Origin of the sequence: Simplicispira lacusdiani (assembly GCF_003604195.1) — a bacterium.
GTDB lineage: Bacteria > Pseudomonadota > Gammaproteobacteria > Burkholderiales > Burkholderiaceae_C > Simplicispira > Simplicispira lacusdiani.
Map to the genome: position 1 here is coordinate 119,084 of NZ_QXGR01000007.1, position 17,952 is coordinate 137,035.

At 71.2% G+C, this 17,952-nt stretch carries 16 protein-coding genes and 1 tRNA gene; 7 read left to right on the forward strand and 10 right to left on the reverse strand.

The window, feature by feature from the left end; translation table 11 throughout:
- Positions 1-61: 61 nt before the first annotated feature.
- Entirely contained in the window at positions 62-3,451 is a 3,390-nt protein-coding gene (locus tag D8S75_RS11685) for a FecR domain-containing protein (protein WP_119966517.1), read from the reverse strand.
- Between the two features lie 18 nt (positions 3,452-3,469).
- Positions 3,470-5,407 carry an adenylate/guanylate cyclase domain-containing protein gene (locus tag D8S75_RS11690; protein WP_198673194.1) on the reverse strand — a complete coding sequence of 646 codons (1,938 nt, stop codon included), beginning with the start codon at positions 5,405-5,407 and terminating at the stop codon, positions 3,470-3,472.
- Between the two features lie 144 nt (positions 5,408-5,551).
- On the opposite strand from D8S75_RS11690, the gene D8S75_RS11695 reads away from it, so the two are divergent.
- From D8S75_RS11695 to D8S75_RS11705, 3 genes are read left to right on the forward strand one after another with little or no spacing between them, the layout of a single operon-like run.
- Positions 5,552-6,592, forward strand: a complete 1,041-nt coding sequence (locus D8S75_RS11695) for a formylglycine-generating enzyme family protein (RefSeq protein ID WP_119966519.1) — start codon at positions 5,552-5,554, stop codon at positions 6,590-6,592.
- A 40-nt stretch (positions 6,593-6,632) separates the two neighbouring features.
- Positions 6,633-7,061: a hypothetical protein gene (locus D8S75_RS11700; RefSeq protein WP_119966520.1), complete on the forward strand. Its 429-nt coding sequence runs from the start codon at positions 6,633-6,635 to the stop codon at positions 7,059-7,061.
- A 36-nt stretch (positions 7,062-7,097) separates the two neighbouring features.
- Entirely contained in the window at positions 7,098-7,532 is a 435-nt protein-coding gene (locus D8S75_RS11705) for an acyl-CoA thioesterase (protein WP_119966521.1), read from the forward strand.
- A 107-nt stretch (positions 7,533-7,639) separates the two neighbouring features.
- Here D8S75_RS11705 and D8S75_RS11710 read toward each other — a convergent pair.
- The 3 genes from D8S75_RS11710 to D8S75_RS11720 all read right to left on the reverse strand — a co-directional run bounded on the left by D8S75_RS11710 (position 7,640) and on the right by D8S75_RS11720 (position 10,071).
- A tRNA-Ser gene (locus D8S75_RS11710) sits at positions 7,640-7,729 on the reverse strand.
- Positions 7,730-7,801: 72 nt separating this feature from the next.
- The gene (locus D8S75_RS11715; protein WP_119966522.1) at positions 7,802-8,785 is read right to left on the reverse strand and encodes a Bug family tripartite tricarboxylate transporter substrate binding protein; all 984 of its coding nucleotides are present in this window, start codon (positions 8,783-8,785) and stop codon (positions 7,802-7,804) included.
- Positions 8,786-8,832: 47 nt separating this feature from the next.
- A complete protein-coding gene (locus tag D8S75_RS11720; RefSeq protein WP_119966604.1) occupies positions 8,833-10,071 on the reverse strand; it encodes an alpha-hydroxy acid oxidase in 1,239 nt (412 codons plus the stop codon).
- A gap of 115 nt (positions 10,072-10,186) precedes the next feature.
- On the opposite strand from D8S75_RS11720, the gene D8S75_RS11725 reads away from it, so the two are divergent.
- A complete protein-coding gene (locus tag D8S75_RS11725) occupies positions 10,187-11,107 on the forward strand; it encodes a LysR family transcriptional regulator (protein WP_119966523.1) in 921 nt (306 codons plus the stop codon).
- A 61-nt stretch (positions 11,108-11,168) separates the two neighbouring features.
- Here the strand turns inward: D8S75_RS11725 and serS are convergent, their stop codons facing one another.
- Positions 11,169-12,485, reverse strand: coding sequence for a serine--tRNA ligase (serS, locus tag D8S75_RS11730; RefSeq protein ID WP_119966524.1), 1,317 nt, complete (start codon positions 12,483-12,485; stop codon positions 11,169-11,171).
- A 140-nt stretch (positions 12,486-12,625) separates the two neighbouring features.
- On the opposite strand from serS, the gene D8S75_RS11735 reads away from it, so the two are divergent.
- Positions 12,626-13,309: a CBS domain-containing protein gene (locus D8S75_RS11735; protein WP_119966525.1), complete on the forward strand. Its 684-nt coding sequence runs from the start codon at positions 12,626-12,628 to the stop codon at positions 13,307-13,309.
- Positions 13,310-13,537: 228 nt separating this feature from the next.
- Here the strand turns inward: D8S75_RS11735 and ispH are convergent, their stop codons facing one another.
- Both ispH and D8S75_RS11745 read right to left on the reverse strand, forming a co-directional pair.
- Positions 13,538-14,506, reverse strand: a complete 969-nt coding sequence (gene ispH / locus D8S75_RS11740) for a 4-hydroxy-3-methylbut-2-enyl diphosphate reductase (protein ID WP_119966526.1) — start codon at positions 14,504-14,506, stop codon at positions 13,538-13,540.
- Positions 14,503-14,955: an FKBP-type peptidyl-prolyl cis-trans isomerase gene (locus tag D8S75_RS11745; protein WP_119966527.1), complete on the reverse strand. Its 453-nt coding sequence runs from the start codon at positions 14,953-14,955 to the stop codon at positions 14,503-14,505. The genes ispH and D8S75_RS11745 overlap by 4 nt, the downstream gene beginning before the upstream one ends.
- A gap of 56 nt (positions 14,956-15,011) precedes the next feature.
- Between D8S75_RS11745 and radC the strand changes: the two genes are divergently transcribed.
- Positions 15,012-15,722, forward strand: coding sequence for a RadC family protein (radC, locus tag D8S75_RS11750; RefSeq protein ID WP_119966528.1), 711 nt, complete (start codon positions 15,012-15,014; stop codon positions 15,720-15,722).
- Positions 15,723-16,206: 484 nt separating this feature from the next.
- Entirely contained in the window at positions 16,207-16,857 is a 651-nt protein-coding gene (locus tag D8S75_RS11755) for a Smr/MutS family protein (RefSeq protein ID WP_119966605.1), read from the forward strand.
- Positions 16,858-16,878: 21 nt separating this feature from the next.
- On the opposite strand, the gene D8S75_RS11760 is transcribed toward D8S75_RS11755, so the two are convergent.
- Both D8S75_RS11760 and D8S75_RS11765 read right to left on the reverse strand, forming a co-directional pair.
- Entirely contained in the window at positions 16,879-17,406 is a 528-nt protein-coding gene (locus tag D8S75_RS11760) for a DUF2199 domain-containing protein (RefSeq protein ID WP_119966529.1), read from the reverse strand.
- A 118-nt stretch (positions 17,407-17,524) separates the two neighbouring features.
- Positions 17,525-17,929, reverse strand: coding sequence for a group II truncated hemoglobin (locus tag D8S75_RS11765; protein WP_119966530.1), 405 nt, complete (start codon positions 17,927-17,929; stop codon positions 17,525-17,527).
- Positions 17,930-17,952 lie beyond the last annotated feature (23 nt).

Here is a 17,952-nt window from a genome sequence, read left to right on the forward strand (position 1 = left end):
TCCTTTTTTAATAGCTAATAGCGCTTGCTGCGAAAGCGCTACAGGCTAAAAACACTCAAAATCAATCCCGGTAGCGCAGCAGCGCCCACAGCGTGGGCCGCTCGCCCGCGCGCAGCCCGGTCTGCACCGTGCCGGTAAAGCTCCAGCGCCGGTCGGGCGACTCCCAACCATGGGCCAGCGCCAGGCTCCAGCCCGGCGCGCGGCGCAGCGCGTTCGCTTCGTCGCTGAAGCGCTCGCCGCGCCAGGTCAGGCGTAGCAGCGAGAAGCTGCGGCCGGCATGGCGCCAGGTGGTCTGGCCCAGCAGCACATGGCGCGCGAAGCCCGGCAGCGGCCGGCCCGCGAACGCCGCGCCGGTGTTGCGCGAGCGGGTGTGCACATAGCTGCCCAGCACGCTCCAGCGCGGCCCCAACAGGTGGTTGGCCGACACGCTGGCCTGCGCCAGATAGCCCTGGCCGAAGATCGGCGTTTCCTCGTAGGTGGCGAGCGAAGTTTGCGCGTTGAGCACCACGGGCGCGATGGTGGCAAGGTTGTCGAACAGCGCCCCGGTGTTCTGCGCGAACAGCCGTCCGCCGCGCGCCACCAGGTTGTCGATGCGCTGGCCCGACAGGCTGGCGCCGAGGAAGGTGCGCGCATCCACCTCCCAGTCGATCTGCAGCGCGTGCTTGCGCGCCAGGCTGCCGGCCAGCAGGTACTGGTGGTCCACGGCGATGGCCCCGGTGGCCACGGGCGAGAGCGTGTGCGTGCCCGGTGCGCGCAGGCTCTCCTGCCAGGCCCAGTGCAGCGCGCGGCCGGGGCCGAAGGCATAGCTTGCCCCCAGACGCGGCAGCAGCTTGCGGCGGTGCGCCGCGCCATCCTCGATGGGTGGCAACTGGTCGTTCCCGGCCGCGTCGGTGAAGCGATCGAGTTGGCGCGCACCGAAGCGGGGCCAGTAGGCCTCGGCCATGAGGTTCCAGGGGCCGGAGCGCCATTCGCCGGCCACCCAGGGCATGTCGTAGCGCTCGGTGTTCGTGCGCGGCGTGGCGATCTGGGCGTCGGAAATGGCGCTGCCGGTGTCGCGCTCCACGCGCTCCCAGCCCAGGCTCAGGCGCTGCGCGCCCCACTGCACGGTGTGGCGCAGGAACAGGCCCTGCTCATCGCTGGCGTAGCGGTAGTCCTGCGGCCCCCAGGTGGCGTCGTCGAGCACCAGGGCCGTGGTCTGGCGGCCGGTGTGCGCCTTGAGCCAGGTCTGGCTGTCGGCCGACCAGCGCCACGAGGCCCCGGCATCGGTGCGGCGCGTGCGCGTGCGCGCACCGCTGTCGAAGGTGATGCCGTTGCCGAAGTCCAGCCCCTCGGGGTAGCGGTAGCGCAGCATGGTGTCGCCGTGCAGCAGGAACAGCGCCAGGCGCTCGCTCGGGCGCAGGCCCACGGCCAGATCCACCCCCGGTGACGAGAGCCGGTAGCGCGAGCTGGCCGGCCCTTCGCGCGGCCACATCTGCACGTCCGTGGCGCGCAGCAGCCAGGCCACGGGCAGTTCCCCCGCCGCGAAGCCCCGGTGGCCTAGGTCCACCGTGCCGTTGTGGCGCAGCGGGTTGCGCTCGGCGCTCACGCCGGCCGTCCACTCGCGGCCCTCGGTGAGCATCAGCGGCGCGCGCCGGTCGCTCGCGCCGAACACGGTGGGGTCGCTGAGGTAGCCCTGGAACAGCTCGGAGCGGCGGCTGAAGTCGCTCTCGTAGCGGTCGGCCAGGAAGAAATGGCTGCCCGCCCACAGCGGGTAGTAGGACTGCTGCGCGTAGGCGCGCGCCCAGTGCTCCAGGCCGAAGTCGCCCAGCGCCTTGCCGAGGTTGGCCGAGCCCTGGCTGTCGGTGGCCAGCGGGTTGAGCGACTTGAGGTAGGGCAGGCGCACCAGTGCCTCGCGCGCGGCGGCCATGGCGGCCTGGGGCTCGCCGCTGTCGTTGCGCATCTGGGCCTCGATCTGCCAGGGCAGCGGGTCGTTCGGGTCGGCCTGGCGCGCGCGCTCCAGCGCGTCGAACGCGGCCGCCGGCTCGCCCAGTTGGTATTCGGCCACGGCCAGCCAGACCTGGGCGCGCGCATGGCGCGGCTCGATCACCAGCGCCTTGAGCAGCTGCGTGCGCGCGGCCTCGGCGTCGCCCCGGCGCAGTGCCAGCAATCCTGCGCCGGCCAGGGCCACGTAGTCGTCGCCGGCGTGGGCCAGCGCGGCGTCGAAGTCGGCCCGCGCCGCAGACAGGCGCAGGGCCTCGGTGGCGGCGGTGGCCAATTCGGCGCGGTGGGCGGGCTGGCCGGGCGCCAGCGCCACCGCGCGTTCCAGCGCCGCGCGCGCCGCGAACAGGTCGCCACGTTCCTGAAGTGCCCGGCCCAGGCCGGCCTGGGCGGAGGCCTCGGCGGCGGCATCGGGCGCCTGTGCGACGGCCTGACGGTACAGGCGCAGCGCGGCGTCGCCCTGCCCCTCCAGCCGGTGCCAGTCGGCGTCGGCCCGCAGCAGCGCCGCATCGTCGGGCATCTGGGCACGGGTGGCATCAAGCCAGGCACGCGCTTCGTGGCTGCGGTCCAGGGCCATCAGCAGCCCGGCGCGGCGCGCGGCGGCCTGCGGGTCGCGGCCGTGCCGCCAGGCGTGCTCCAGCCGGGCCTGCGCGGCATCGGGCTGGCCGTCGGCCAGTTCCAGCTCGGCCAGCAGCCGCTCGGCCAGGGCGCCACCCTCGCCACGCGCGGCCAGGGCCCGCAGTTGCGCGCGCGCCTCGGCCCAGCGCCCGGCCTCCAAGGCGTCGGCCACGGCGGCCAGCGGCGCGCCGCCGGCGTTGCGCAAGGCCGTGGCCCAGTGCGCGGCATCGAACGCGGAATCCATCACCCACTGCACGCGCTCGCGCGGCTGCACCAGCAGGCGCTTGACGGGGGCTTGGCCCGGCTCCACCGTGGCCTGCTCGGACGGGCCGACCTCCACCGCGCCCTGGGCATTGGACACCGCGATGCGGCCCGACAGCACCGTGAGCGTGGTACGTCCCCCCTCCTCCACTTCCACGTCCCAGTCGGTGCCGCGCACCACGGCCAAGGCGGCGGGGGTCTGCAGTTCCAGCGCCGCCGGAGTCTTCTTGGTGCGCGCCCACAGGCGCCCGCCGACCAGTTCCAGCAGCGTGCGCGCGGGGCGGGATTCACACAGGCGCAGTTGCGCCAGGGCCGCCATGCGGATCTGCGTGCGGTCGGCCAGCAGCAGCGCGGCCGAGGACAGCGCCAGCGTGCGCACGTCGGCCCCCGCGCCCAGGGACTGGGACAGCGCGGCCGGCTGCCAGGGCGCGGCGCCGGCCGGCCGCGTCTCGCCCCGGCCCGACAAGGCCACGACCTGCGCCGCCGGCTGGCCCGGCTCCAGCGCCACGCCGGCGCATTGCGCGGCGGCCTGCGCGGCGCACAGCAGCGCGGCCGCCAGGGCCAGGGGGGTCTTCCAGAGGGTGAGGTGGGACATGCTTGCTCTCCTTCCGTCTCAGCTTTTGTCGAGCGCGCGCGGGCGCAACGGCGCACCGTCGTGCAACCGCTCTTCCAGCCGCGCCCCATGCGCCAGCCAGCGCGGCGCCACCTGGGCCGCCCGCGCGCGCCACGCAGCGCAGTGCTCCAGCGCCTGCGCCTGGCGGCCCGCCAGGGCGTGGCCGCGCAATGCCTCGGCGATGCGAGCCAGCTCCGCGTCATCGCACGGGGTGTAGACATCGATGCCCCCGCTGCGACCGGCCAGGCGCACACTGTCGAGCCACAGCAGCGGCCCCCCTCCAGTCCCGAGGGCCTCGCGCGTGGCGCCGGACAGCAGGATCTGCGTGCCCAACGCCTTGTTGGCGCCTTCCAGCCGCGCGGCGGTGTTCACCGCGTCGCCCACCGCCGTGTAGGTGAAGCGCGCCTGCGAGCCCAGGTGCCCCACGGCGGCCTCGCCCGTGTGCAGGCCGATGCGCAACTGCACTGGCGCGAAGGGCGTGCCCTGCCAGCCGGCGCGCAGCGCCGCCATGGCGGCCTGCATGTCCAGCGCGCAGGCGAGCGCGCGGCGAGCATGGTCGGGCGCGGGCAGGGGCGCGTTCCAGAAGGCCATGACGGCGTCGCCAATGAACTTGTCGAGCGTGCCGCCGTGGCGGTGCACGCACTCGGTCATGCGCGTGAAGAAGGCATTGAGCGCCTGCGCCACCGCCTCGGGCGGCAGGCGCTCGCTGGCGGCGGTGAAGCCCGCCAGGTCGGCGAACAGCAGCGTGAGCACGCGGCGCTCGCCCTGCACCAGCGGCCCGGCCTCGGTGCGGGCCAGTTCGTTGACCACGTCCTCGGGCACGTAGCGCGCGAAATCCCGGCGCAGGCGCTCGCGCCGGCGCCGCTCGCGCCAGTAGCTGCCCGCCGCCCCCACGTTGAGATGCGCGGCCAGCCCCGCCAGGGTGGGCAGGGCGGGCCACCACAGGCCCGCGACATACGCCGCCAGGCTCCCCAGCACCGCCCCCCCTCCCAGGAGCAGGCTCAGGCTGCTGGCTCGCCAGCCATTCCAGCGCCGCGTGAACCAGGCCGCCAGCCCCACGGCCAGCCCGGCCTGCAGCCATGGACCCAGCGGATGCGCCGGCACCACCCAGTCGCCCGCCAAGCCGTTGTGCAGGGCCGTGGCATGCAGCAGCACCCCGGAGCGGGACGCCTCGCCCAGCACGCGCAGCGGCGTCGCGAACTGGTCTTCTCCGCCGACCGGCGTATTCTGTCCCAGCAGCACGAGGCGGCCGCGCAGGGCCTCCGGGGGCAGCGAACGTGCGGCATCGAGGGCCTGGGTGTAGTGGGCGTAGGGCAGCGCCACCTCGGGCGCATAGTGGCGCAGCAGGGCCCCGGGCGGCGGCGGCGTGACCGCCCGGCCCGCCGCCTGCGCCAGCACGCGCCAGAGGGCGTCGTCCTGCGCGGGGGCTTGGCGCACCACGCCATCGTCATCCACCGGCATGGCCACCGTGCCGTGGCGTGCCTGCGTGAACACCGACTCCACGCGCTGCTGGTAATGCGCCACCTGCGGGCCGCGCACCACCACGTCGGCGCTGGCCAGCACCACGGGCAGGGGGCCCTGCAGCGCCCGCGCCAGCGCGGCGTCGTCCTCGGGGGATTGGGCGGCGCCCAGCAGCAGGTCCACGCCCAGGGCCGCCGCGCCCGCATCCGTCAGCGCCTCGATCAGCCGGGCATGCAGGCGCCGGGGCAGCGGCGGCGCCTGGCCCAATTCGGCGAGGCTGGGTTCGTCGATGCCCACCACCAGCACCCCCGCCTCGGGACGGGGCGGTGCCACGAGGCTGGCGACCAGATCGTATTCCAGCCGCTGCAGCGGCACCCAGGGCGGCATGAGCCACAGCGCGGCCAGCAACAGCAGGCCGCCCAGCACCCGCAGCGCCCAGGGGCGCCATGCATCGGCCAAGGACTGCGTGTGCGTCATGTCTCTGCGCGATCGGAAGCGGGCAATGGGGGATCTGTAACCCAATGTAGTCGAGTTTCCAGCGGCTGGACATCGGGAATGCCACCTGCCCGGCACACGACGCATTGCCTACACTGGGCGGCGCACTTCCCGGAGTCTCCCGCCATGCGCCCGACTTTGCACGCCCTTGGCCTGCTGGCCATGATCGCGCCCGCCATCGCCGCCCAACCCGGGCACGGTGCGCCTCCCGCGCAGTGGACGAACTCGCTGGGCATGGTCTTCGTGCGCATCCCGGCGGGCAGCTTCCGGATGGGCAGCGCCGAACCGGCGGCGAAGTTGGCGCGGGACTATCCCCTGATGGAGCGGCGCCGCTTCGCCCTGCTGGCCGACGAGGCCCCCGTGCACCGGGTGCATATCCGCCGCGCCTTCTACCTGGGCCGGCACGAGGTGACGGTGGGGCAATTCCGGCGCTTCGTCGAGGCCTCGGGCTACCGCCCTGAGTCCGAGGCCGACGGCACCGGTGGCTATGGCTACAACCCGGCCTACAACCCCGCCGCCACCCCGCGCGGCGACGCCTTCGAGGGGCGCGACCCACGCTACTCCTGGCGCGACCCGGGCTTCGCGCAGGACGACGACCACCCGGTGGTGAACGTGACCTGGAACGACGCCCAGGCCCTGGCCGCCTGGCTCAGCCGTGCCGAGGGCCAGCGCTACCGCCTGCCCACCGAGGCCGAATGGGAATACGCCTGCCGCGCCGGCACCCGCACGCGCTACCCGCACGGCGACGACCCCGCTGGCCTGGTGGGCGCGGCCAACACCTTCGACCAGGAGGCCGCTCCTTACTGGGAACGCTGGCGCACCTACGCGCTGCCGGGCAGCGACGGCCATGCCTTCACCGCCCCCGTGGGCAGCCATGCCCCCAACGCCTTCGGCCTGCACGACATGCTGGGCAATGCCTGGGAATGGACCGCCGACTGGTACGGCGCGGCCTACTACGCGCATTCCCCCCGCAACGACCCGCCAGGGCCCCGCACCGGCAGCGTGCGCGTGCGCCGGGGCGGCTCTTGGCACACCTGGCCCCTGTATGCGCGCTGCAGCTACCGCAACTGGAACAGCCCGGACACCCGCTACACGCTGGTGGGCATGCGGCTCGTGCGCGAGGATGGGCCGCCGCCCGTGCCCCCTGGCCACCGCGCCACGCGCTGAAGCACAATGTCACAAACACAGCCCCCTCTTCGCTCCCGCCATGCGCGAATCCACCCTGCTCCAGCGGGCCTTGCCCGCCCCCCGGGCGCTCTGGCACAGCCTTGCGGCCCTGGCCTGCACCTTCGCGGGCACCTATCTCGCGTCGATCTACCTGCAGGGCGCCGCGCCGCGCGGCGACGCGCTGGCGTGGATGGAGCATGTGATGCTGTCCATCATCCCCACCGCCATGGGCATGCTGCTGATCCTGGTGTCATGGCTGCACGGCGACACCCGGCGGTTCGACAAGCCGCTGTCCTGGGTCGTGGCCACCTCGGCCCTGTCCTGGCTCAGCCTCGGCCTGGCCATGTTCGGCTACCTTTTCCTCACGCGCCCGGGCCCTGTCCGCTGGATCGCCATCGCCCAGTTCGCGCTGCTGCTCCTATTGCTGCTCCAGGCTCAGACGCTCGGCCTCGCGCTGTCAACCCATTGACACCCGCCACCCGGGCCAGGAGCGACAATCGGCGGCATGGAATGGGACTATCCGCACCCCTTTACGCTGCCCGCCACGCCCGGCGGCGATGACATCGACGGCCTGAACCACACCAACAACGCGGTGTACGTGCAATGGTGCGAGCGCATCGGCTGGGCACACTCGGAGACGCTGGGCCTCTCGCTGGCCGACTACCAGCGCCTGGACCGCGCCATGGTGATCCGCAAGGCGGCCTACGACTACCTGCTGCCCTCGGTGCAGGGCGACGCGCTCACGCTGGGCACCTGGATCGTCGCCAGCGACGGCAAGCTCACGATGCAGCGGCGCTTCCAGCTCGTGCGCGAGCGCGACGGCGCCACCATCCTGCGCGGGCATTGGGACCTGGTCTGCATCGAGCTGGGCAGCGGCAAGCCCCGGCGCATGCCGCCGGAATTCTGCGAAACCTATCTGCCCGCCATGGTGCCGGCGTGACCTTGTGGGCCGCGCCAGCCCCTGCCCGGCGGGAGCCCATGAGCCCACGCTGGGCCTGCGCCTCGTCCTGAAATGAAAAACGGGCCCGAAGGCCCGTTCTTGCTTTTTGGCGGAGAGGGTGGGATTCGAACCCACGGTAGTGTTGCCACTACGCCTGATTTCGAGTCAGGTACATTCGACCACTCTGCCACCTCTCCTGTGTGTCGAAGCCTGCGATTATAGCAAGGTTTCCCAGGCCCCTTCGCGCATGCATGCCACGCATCGCGCCATCAGTCGGCAACGATACGCCGGTCGGAGGCGATCTTGCGGTACACCGCGTTCTCGGCCGCGATCTCGCGGGCGAATTCCTCGGGGCGATTGCCGATCACGCGCGAGCCCGTGTCCTCGATCTGGCGGCGCACCTCGGGGGTCGCCAGCGCGCGCTGCACGGCCGCGTGGACGCGCGCCACGATCTCGGGCGGCAGGCCCTTGGGACCATAGAGACCATAGAAAGCACTGCGGTTGACCTCCTCCAGCCCCAGCTCCCGGAAGGTGGGCACCTGGGGCAGCTGCGGCAGGCGCTCGGGCGCGGCCACCGCCAGCGCCACCAGGCGGCCGGCCTTGATGAAGGGCAGCGCCGAGGGCAGGTTGTCGAAAACAATGGGAATCTGGCCCGCCACGGCGTCGTTCAAGGCGGGGCTCGACCCCCGGTAGGGCACGTGCGTGAGCGCCAGCCCCACCCGGCTCGCCATCAGTTCCGTGAGCATGTGCCCGATGGAGCCCGTGCCCGCCGTGCCGTAGGCATGCATGCGGGGGTTTTTCTTCACTTCATCCACGAAGGCGGCGAAGGTCTGCGCCTTGAAGCCCGGATGCACGGCCAGCACATTGGGCGTGGCTGCGATGTTGATGATGGGCGTGAAATCGGTCAGCGGGTTGTAGGGCAGGCGCGCGTTGATGGCCGGGTTGGCGGCCGTGGTGGATACCGTGGCCACGCCGAGCGTGTAGCCATCCGGCTGGGCGCGGGCCGCCTCGTGCGCGCCGATCGATCCTCCGCCCCCACCCTTGTTGTCCACCACGAGCGGCTGTCCCAGGGCCTCGCCCACGCGCGGCGCGATGGCGCGCGCCACGATGTCCGTGGTTCCGCCCGCGGCAAAGGGGACGATGAGGCGCACCGGCCGCACCGGATACGCCTCGGCGGCGCTGGCCGTGCCGGACGCGAGGATCAGGCCACACAAGAGGGAGAACGCGCCACGGCGCGAGGGAATGGCAAGCATGAGAGAAGTCTCCTGGGTTGAAACAAGGGGGTGCATGCGCCCGGCCATCAGCCGTGCCGGCGCACGAGGTGCTGGGGGCCAAGCTCGCCGCAGCCCGTGGCGCCGAGCATGGCGAGGTTGCGGTCTACTTCGTCGCGCAGCAGGGTGATCGCATGGAGCACGCCGGCTTCGCCGGCCACGGCGGCGGCATAGTTGAACGGGCGGCCCAGCAGGACCATGCGCGCGCCCAGCGCGATGGCCTTGAGCACGTCGGAGCCGCGCCGGAAACCCCCGTCGATCAGCACCGGGTAGGCCGGCCCCACGGCGGCGACCACGGCCTCCAGCACATGCATGGGCGAAGCGGCGCCATCGAGCTGGCGCCCGCCGTGGTTGGACAGCACCACGCCGTCCGCCCCCAGGCGCTGCGCCCGCAGCGCGTCTTCCACGCTCAGGATGCCCTTGATGACGAGCGGCCCCTTCCAGCGGCGGCGGATGGCCTCGATGTGGGTCCAGTTCAGATGGTCGCGCGCCGAGAAATCACGCAGCACGCTGGATGAAACGATGGGCGCGCCGCGCGTGGCGAAAGAATTCTCGAAATGCGGCATGCCGTGGCGCAGCAGCGTGCGCAAGAAGGTGCCCGCCACCCAGCGCGGCCGCACCATGCCGTCCCACGCCAGGCGCAGGCTGGGGCGCAGCGGCGTGGAAAAGCCCGTGCGGATGTTGTTCTCGCGGTTCGCCGAAATCGGGATGTCCACCGTGACGACGAGCGTGCGAAAGCCGGCGCGCTCCACGCGGTCGACCAGGGCGTCGATGCGGGCCTGGTCGCCGGGCAGGTAGGCCTGGAACCAGGTGCCCGGGCTGTCCCGGGCCACGTCCTCCATCGGGATCAGCGAGGTTCCGCTCATCACCGACACGATGCCCATGCGCCGCGCCGCCCGCGCCAGGACGATGTCGCCCCGGTAGGTCGAGAGCGCATTGATGCCCATGGGGGCGATGCCGAACGGGCTGGCGTACTGCTCGCCAAAAAGCTCCACCGCCTGCGAGCGCCGCGACACATCGCGCAGCACCCGCGTGACGAAGCCATGGTGGTCGAACACGCTGCGGTTGTCGCGCAGCGAGGCGTTGTCCTCGGCCGCGCCCGCGATATAGCCATAAATGGGCCGGGGCAGGCGCTGGCGCGCGGCCTCCTCGAAGTCGTGCAGCGACAGCATGCGGCGCAGCACGGCGGGCGGGCGCGGCGCGGCGTCCTGGGCGGGTGCCGGCGTGGCCGCAGCGGCGGCGCGAGAAAAGGCGGTGGTGGTGGCCATGGTGGAGGCATTCATTGCGTTCGGGAACCGGGGGCCACTTTAGGTCGCCAAGTCATTGCATGAAAGCGAAATATTTAAAATTGAATTGTTCGCTTTAAGTCACAAACAATCACCCATGCCCACACCATCGATCAAGCAGCTTGAAGCCTTCTGGTGGGCCGCCACCTGCGCCAACTTCGCCACGGCGGCCGAACGCGTGCACCTGTCGGTGTCTTCGCTGTCCAAGCGCATCACCGAACTGGAGTCCGTGCTGGGCCAGCCCCTGTTCGACCGCAGCGGCCACCGCGCCCGGCTCACCGAAGCCGGCGAGCGCCTGCTGCCCGCCGCGCTCGGTGTGCTCAACGCCGTGGCGGCGCTGGGCCATGCGCTCGACGCGCGCGCCGAACTCACGGGCCATTGCCGCTTTGGCGTGGGCGATCTCTCCGCGCTCACCTGGCTGCCCGCCTTCGTGGCGGCGGTGCGGCAGCACCACCCGCACCTGACGCTGGAGCCCTGCGTGGACGTGGGCGGTGTGCTGGAGCGGCGCCTGGCGGACGGGGAGCTGGATTTCGCGGTGATCGCCGGGCGCTCGTCGCGCCATGCCCTGCTCTCGCACCCCGTGGGCGCCGCGCGGTTTGCCTGGGCCATCGCACCGGGCACGGCCGGCGCCACGCGCCTGGGCGTTGGCGAGCTGCTGCAGCGCCACCCGCTGGTCACGCTGCCGCCAGGCGCGGGCACCACGCGGCTGCTGGACGACTGGCTGCTGGCCCACCGGGTGACGGTGCGGGAACGCATCCTGTGCAACAGCTGGGGTGCCGTCGCGGGCATGCTGCGCGCGCAAGTGGGCCTGGGCTTTCTGCCCGCGGCCTGGGTGGGCCCGCTCGGCCTGCGGGCCGTGGACGCGCGCGCGCCCCTCGCGCCGCTGCACTACACCTTCCAGTGGCGGCATGGCGACACGCGGGCGCTGATTCCCGCGCTGCAGCGCCTGGCGCAAGCGCATGTGGACTTCTCGGCGCCGCCCGGGCTGGCTGCTGCCCAGGGCGCGCCTCGCACATAAAAAAACGGGCCTCCAGGGCCCGTCATGGCTGGCATGGCGCCAGCGGGGGAACGCGTAAAACTCAGGGCCGGAGCACCTCCACGCCGCCCATGTATGGGCGGAGAACGGCCGGAACCTCGACGGTTCCGTCCGCACGCTGATAGTTTTCCAGCACCGCCACCAGCGTGCGGCCCACGGCCAGGCCCGAGCCGTTGAGCGTGTGCACCAGTTCGTTCTTGCCCTGGGCGTTCTTGAAACGTGCCTGCAGGCGGCGCGCCTGGAAGGCCTCGCAGTTGCTCACCGAGCTGATCTCGCGGTAGGTGTTCTGCGCGGGCAGCCACACTTCCAGGTCGTAGGTCTTGGCGGCGCCAAAGCCCATGTCGCCCGTGCACAGGGCCATCACGCGGTAGGGCAGGCCCAGCTGCTGCAGCACGGCCTCGGCGTGGCGGGTCATTTCCTCCAGCGCCTCGTAGCTCTTGTCGGGGTGCACGATCTGCACCATCTCGACCTTGTCGAACTGGTGCTGGCGGATCATGCCGCGCGTGTCGCGGCCATAGCTGCCGGCCTCGGAGCGGAAGCACGGCGTGTGCGCCGTGAGCTTGATGGGCAGGTCCGACTCGGCCACCACCACGTCGCGCACGAAGTTGGTCAGCGGCACTTCGCTGGTGGGGATGAGGTAGAGCGCCGCGTTGTCGGGCACGGGCTCGCCGTCCTGCCCCCCCTTCTTGGCGGCGAACAGATCGCCCTCGAACTTGGGCAGCTGGCCCGTGCCCTTGAGCGAGTCGGCGTTCACGGCGTAGGGCACGTAGCACTCGGTGTAGCCATGCTGCTGGGTCTGCAAATCGAGCATGAACTGGGCGAGCGCGCGGTGCAGGCGGGCGATCGGGCCCTTCATCACGGTGAAGCGCGAGCCCGAGAGCTTGACGCCCATGTCGAAATCCAGCCCCAGCGGCGTGCCCACGTCCACGTGGTCCTTGGCCTCGAAGGCAAAGCTGGCGGGCTGGCCCCAGCGGCGCACTTCCACGTTACCGGTTTCGTCGCTGCCCACCGGCACGCTCTCGTGCGGCAGATTGGGCACGGCCATGAGCAGGGTCAGCAGTTCGGCCTGGATCTGCTCCAGGCGGGCGGCGGACTGCTCCAGTTCCCCCTTGGAGGCGGCCACCTGGGCCTTGGCGGCCTCGGCGCCTTCCTTGTCGCCTTTGCCCATGAGCATGCCGATCTGCTTGGACAGCTGGTTGCGCTGGGATTGCAGCTCCTCGGTGCGGGTCTGCAGCGTCTTGCGCTCGGTTTCCAGGGCCTGGAACGCCTCCACGTTCAAGAAGGCCTGGGGCTTCTTGCGGGTTTCCAGGCGCGCGATGGCGGTGTCGAGGTCTTTGCGAAGGAGAAGAATGTCAAGCATGGCGGGATTTTAGAACCTGCCAGCACCAGCCCCCGGGCCGGACGGAACCACGGCACGCCAAGGGCGATTGAACCGCGCGGCCCATGCTGCCGATAACATGGCCATGATCGGCACCATCGGGGTGCGCGCAGGAGGCTGCCATGTTTTTTGTGTTCGGCCCATCGGGGCAGATGTACCGGGGGGGGCCCGAGAATCTGGCGCAGATCTCGGCCGTGCGCCGCACGCAGCGCCCGCAGGCGCTGCGCACCCGCGCCGCGGATGTGGAAACCTTCGTGCTCGAAGTGCCGACACCCGCCCCTTCCCCCGGCCCGGCGCCGGCCGCCGTGAACCTGCGGTCGCAGGACGCGGTGAGCGCCTACGCCCAGACGGTGCATGGCCCCGCCCAGCCCCGCCAGCCGCTTTCGCGCGTGCGCGACGTGATGACGGCCAACGCCCTGGCCGTGCAGCCCGACACCATCGTCAACAACGCGTGGCAGACGCTGGCCGAACACGGCGTCGCCCAGGCCCCGGTGGTGGACCCGCAGGGGCGCGTGGTGGGCCTGCTGCTGCGCGCCGACATGGCGCCGCTGGACCTGCTGCCCGAGCCGGGCCACATCAAGGACGCGATCGCGCTGGCACGGCGCCCCGTTTCGGCCGTGATGGTGAGCCCCGTGCCCACCGTCGCGCCCGACACCGACCTGCGCCGCGTGGCCACGGTGCTGCTCGAAACCGGGCTGCCCGGCCTGCCGGTGACGGACGAATACGGCATGCCGGTGGGCTTCATCTCGCGCACCGACATCCTGCGCGCCGTGGCGGCCGATCCGCCGCTGGACCTCTGGAGTTGACGAGGGGACACCCCCCTGAGCGGCTGCGCCGCTTCCCCCCTCTCTGCTTCGCTTCGCTGCGCGGAGGGGGGACGCCACCAGTGCTGCGGGGCGGCCCTTGCACGGTGGCTGCTGGCCTGGGCCGCGCCTGTTCAGCCGCCTTGAACAGCAACAACTCCCGTTTTCAATAAAAAAACGGGCCACAAGGCCCGTTCCATAAGCGCTAGCAGCTATTGAATCAGTAGCATTTCATTCGCCGTCGTCCGCCGCTTGCCCGGCGCCGTCGAGCTTGAGGCCCTTGGGCAGCGGGAACTTGAGGGTTTCCTCGATGCCGCTGAGCTTGCGCACCGACACCGCGCCCAGCACCTTGATACGGTCGATCACCTCGCGCACCAGGATCTCGGGGGCCGAGGCGCCCGCCGTAAGGCCCACGCGGGCAATGCCGTCGAACCACTCGGGGCGCAGCTCGGCGGCGCTATCCACCATGTAGCTGGTGGTGCCCAGGCGCTGCGCCAGCTCGCGCAGGCGGTTGCTGTTGGAGCTGGTGGGGCTGCCCACCACGATCACCAGGTCCACCTGCGGGCTCAGGAGCTTGACGGCGTCCTGGCGGTTCTGCGTAGCGTAGCAGATGTCCTGCTGCTTGGGCTCGCGCACCTTGGGGAAGCGCGCACGCACGGCGGCGGTGATCTCGGCGGCGTCGTCCACGCTCAGCGTGGTCTGGGTGACCACGGCGAGCTTGTCCGTCTGCGCGGGCTGCACGCGCGCCACGTCGGCCACGTCCTCCACCAGGTGGATGCCGCCGTCGAGCTGGCCCAGCGTGCCCTCCACCTCGGGGTGGCCCTTGTGGCCGATCATGATGAACTCGTAGCCCTCCTGGGCGAGCTTGGCCACCTCCACGTGCACCTTGGTCACCAGCGGGCAGGTGGCGTCGAAGATGTGGAAGCCGCGCGCGCGCGCCTCTTCCTGCACCGCCTTGCTCACGCCGTGGGCGCTGAAGATCAGCGTGGCGCCGGGCGGCACGTCGGACAGCTCCTCGATGAAGATCGCGCCCTTGGCCTTGAGGTCGTTCACCACGAAGGTGTTGTGCACAATCTCGTGGCGCACGTAGATGGGCGCGCCGAACTTGGCCAGCGCGCGCTCGACGATCTCGATGGCCCGGTCCACCCCCGCGCAGAAACCGCGCGGTTCGGCCAGCAGCACCTCCTGCGGGTGGTTCATAGCACGCCGATCACGTGCACTTCGAACGTGACGGGCTGGCCCGCCAGCGGGTGGTTGAAGTCGATCAACAGCGCCTCGGGGCTCTCGGCATTGCCTACCTGCAGCACCACGCCGGCGTAGGTGCTCATGCCGTCGGGCGTGCAGAACTCCACCACCTCGCCCACGTGGTACACGTCGTCCGGGTCGCCCAATTCATTGAGCAGCTTGCGTCCCACCCACTGCTGCATCTCGGGATTGCGCTCGCCAAAAGCCTCGCCCTGGGCCAGCTCGAACGTGGTGCGCGTGCCCTCTTCCAGGCCCAGCAGACGCTGCTCCATGGCCGGCGACAGCTCGCTGTTGCCCAGCGTCAGCGTGGCCGGCTTGTCGGCGAAGGTGTTGATGACGTCGCCGGCGGGGCCCGCCAGACGGTAATGCAGGGTCAGGAAAGAACCCGGTTGAACAGTTGCCATGAGTGCCTCGATAAACTGGCGCCATTTTACGTTTGGGCCCTTTCGGCCCCCTTGCCATGCCGCTCAAAGACCTTCCTGCCGACGCGCAGCCGCGCGAAAAGCTGCTGGCGCGCGGCCCCGCCGCGCTGTCGGACGCCGAGCTGCTGGCCCTGCTGCTGCGCACCGGCATCGTGGGCAAGGGCGTGCTGCAACTGGCGCAGGAGCTGCTGGACCCGCCCGGGCGCGACGCCGCCGGCCGGCCCACGGGCGGCTTTGGCGGCATCGCCGGCCTGTTGCACGCGGGCGCCGACGACCTGCGCCGCATCAAGGGCCTGGGCCCGGCCAAGCGCGCCGAACTCGTGGCCGTGCTGGAACTGGCGCGCCGCGCCCTGGCCCAGCAGTTGCAAGAGCGCCAGGTGTTCGACTCGGCCGACACGGTGAAGCACTACCTGCAACTGCACCTGGCCAATAAGGGCCACGAGGTCTTCGCCGTGCTGTTCCTCGACAGCCAGCACCGGCTGCTGGCCCTGGAAGAGCTCTTCCGTGGCACCCTTGCGCAAACCAGCGTGTACCCGCGCGAAGTGGTGCTGCGCGCCCTGCACCACCAGGCCGCTGCCGTGGTGCTGGCCCACAACCACCCCAGCGGCAGCGTGCAGCCCAGCCGCGCCGACGAACAGCTCACGCAAACCCTGAAGGCCGCGCTGGCCCTGGTGGACGTGCGCGTGCTCGACCATGTGATCGTCGCGCCCGGCCAGGCCCTGTCGATGGCCGAGAAAGGCCTCGTGTAGTGTTTCACTCTTATGGGTACTTTCAGAGCCCCGAAAAAGCCGCACGGCTAGGCGCAGCGCGCAGGCAATGGTGGCGCCCTTGTCAAGCGCTGAAACGACGCTGGGCGGCTTTTTCGGGGCTCCCTTCGGGCGAGTGCCCAAGGGGCCATCTGCGTTGTTGCAGTGGCTTGACGTAACCCGTTATGCCTGCGCCCCTGCGCCTAGCAGCTGGCCCCTTGGGCTCTCGCTGAAAGTACCCATAAGAGTGAAACACTACACCAGCTTGAGCCTGCCCGGCCACACCGCCCTGCGCCTGGCGCTGGAGAGAGCGCGCGCGCCCAAGGCGGCACCGGAACCACCCGCAGCCGCGCCTGCCAGCCCGCCCGCCGCGCCACCCCGGCCAGCGCCCGCACCGCGCCCGCCACGGCCCGCGCCGGCCTCCAGCACCACGCCAACCTCGCGCCAGCCACGCCGCAGCAGCGCCCCCGCGCCCCGCCGCGCCAGCGTGCGCGTGACCGACCTGCAGGACCTGGCCGCCGTGGCCCGCCACCTGCGCGAGGAACAGGCCCGCCTGGAGGCCGAGGAAAAGGCCCGGCGCGAAGCGGCAGCACGCCGCGAGGCCGAGCGCCACCAGTTCAGCCGCGCCGTGGGCCCCGTCACCCGGCTGCGCGACCGCAACCTGGCCCGCCTGCGCCGCCCCCTGCCACCGCCCCTGCCCGTGCAGCACGCGCTGGACGAGCAGCGCGTGCTGCTCGAATCGATCAGCGACGACTTCGACGTCAGCACCCTGCTCGACACCGACGACCAGCTGAGTTTTCGCCGCCCCGGCATCGGCGTGGAGGTGACGCGCCGCCTGCGCGCCGGACACTGGAGCATCCAGCGCCAACTCGACCTGCACGGCCTGCGCGTGGACGAGGCGCGCGAGGCGCTCGGTGAATTCATCCGCACCGCCCACAAGAACGGCGTGCGCTGCGTGCGCGTGGTGCACGGCAAGGGCCTGGGCTCGCCCGGCAAGAGCCCCGTGCTCAAGAGCCGCGTGCAGCGCTGGCTGGTGCAGAAGCACGAGGTGCTGGCCTTCGTGCAGGCGCGGCCGGTGGACGGCGGCGCGGGGGCGATGCTGGTGCTGCTGCAGCCGGTGGGTGGGCGGCAAAGGTGACGCCGCCGTCATCTACCTCCGTCAGAGATAAGGCGCCGCCAATGCGTGATGCCGCCGTTCGTCGATCCCCCGCCGCTGCTCCAGCGCCAGCGCGTGCCGCGAGGCCGGTCGCAGGTACACCAGTGGTCGGTGTTCGTCCGAGAGTTCGATGCGCACGGGCAGACCCGCCGTCTTGCGGTAGACCTTGAGTTCATTGGCCAGCATGCCATGCTGGTGCAGCACGGCGGCGGCGCCTTCGGTGTCGAAGACCCGGAGGCATAGGTCGTGCGTGGCACGGTCCACCTCCACCCACACGCCCCAGCCAAAATAGTCGTCGCGGTGGGTGAAGGGCACGGGAAGCACGCAGCGGATGAAGTGGCGGTTGTCGTCCAGGGTGCAAAAGTCGGGGTTGTACCGGGCGCGGCGGTAGCGTTCCAGGTAGCCCAGGTCAAACACGGCGTCGGGCAGGCCGCAGGCGATGTCGGTCAGCAGCTCGTCGTGCCATTCGCCGCAGCAGGCGCAGCGGAAGCCTTTGCGAGCGGTTTTCTTGCGGGTCGTGGACGCGGCCATGGGGCTCCTGGGTGGGTGGTTGCCAGGTGCACATCTTGCCTCAGCGCCATTCTTGAATGGAATCCGCCTCAAACGCCCATTCGATAAACGCTAGCAGCTATACATTCAATAGCGCCCCTCACAGCCCCTTGTTGCGCATCCAGTCAGCCGTATTGAAGAAGCTCGCCTTCAACCGCGTGCGCAACTCCTCGGGCGTGGCGCATTCCGCCATGGCCTGGTCCATGCAGGCCACCCACTGGTCGCGCTCCTTCACGCCGATGGCAAACGGCATGTGGCGTGCGCGCAGGCGCGGGTGGCCGAAGCGGCTGGTGTAGTGCTCGGGGCCGCCGAGCCAGCCGCAGAGGAACCAGAACAGCTTGTCGCGCGACTCATCAAGCGTGCTGCCGTGCGTGGCGCGCAGCGCGGCGTAGCCGGGCTCCAGGTCCATGAGGTCGTAGAAGCGGTCCACCAGGGCGCGCACGGCGGGCTCGCCTCCGATGCGCTCGAACAGCGGGGTTTCGGCCGGGGTGTCTTCAGGGTTCATGGCAAAAACGGGCTGCAGCGCAA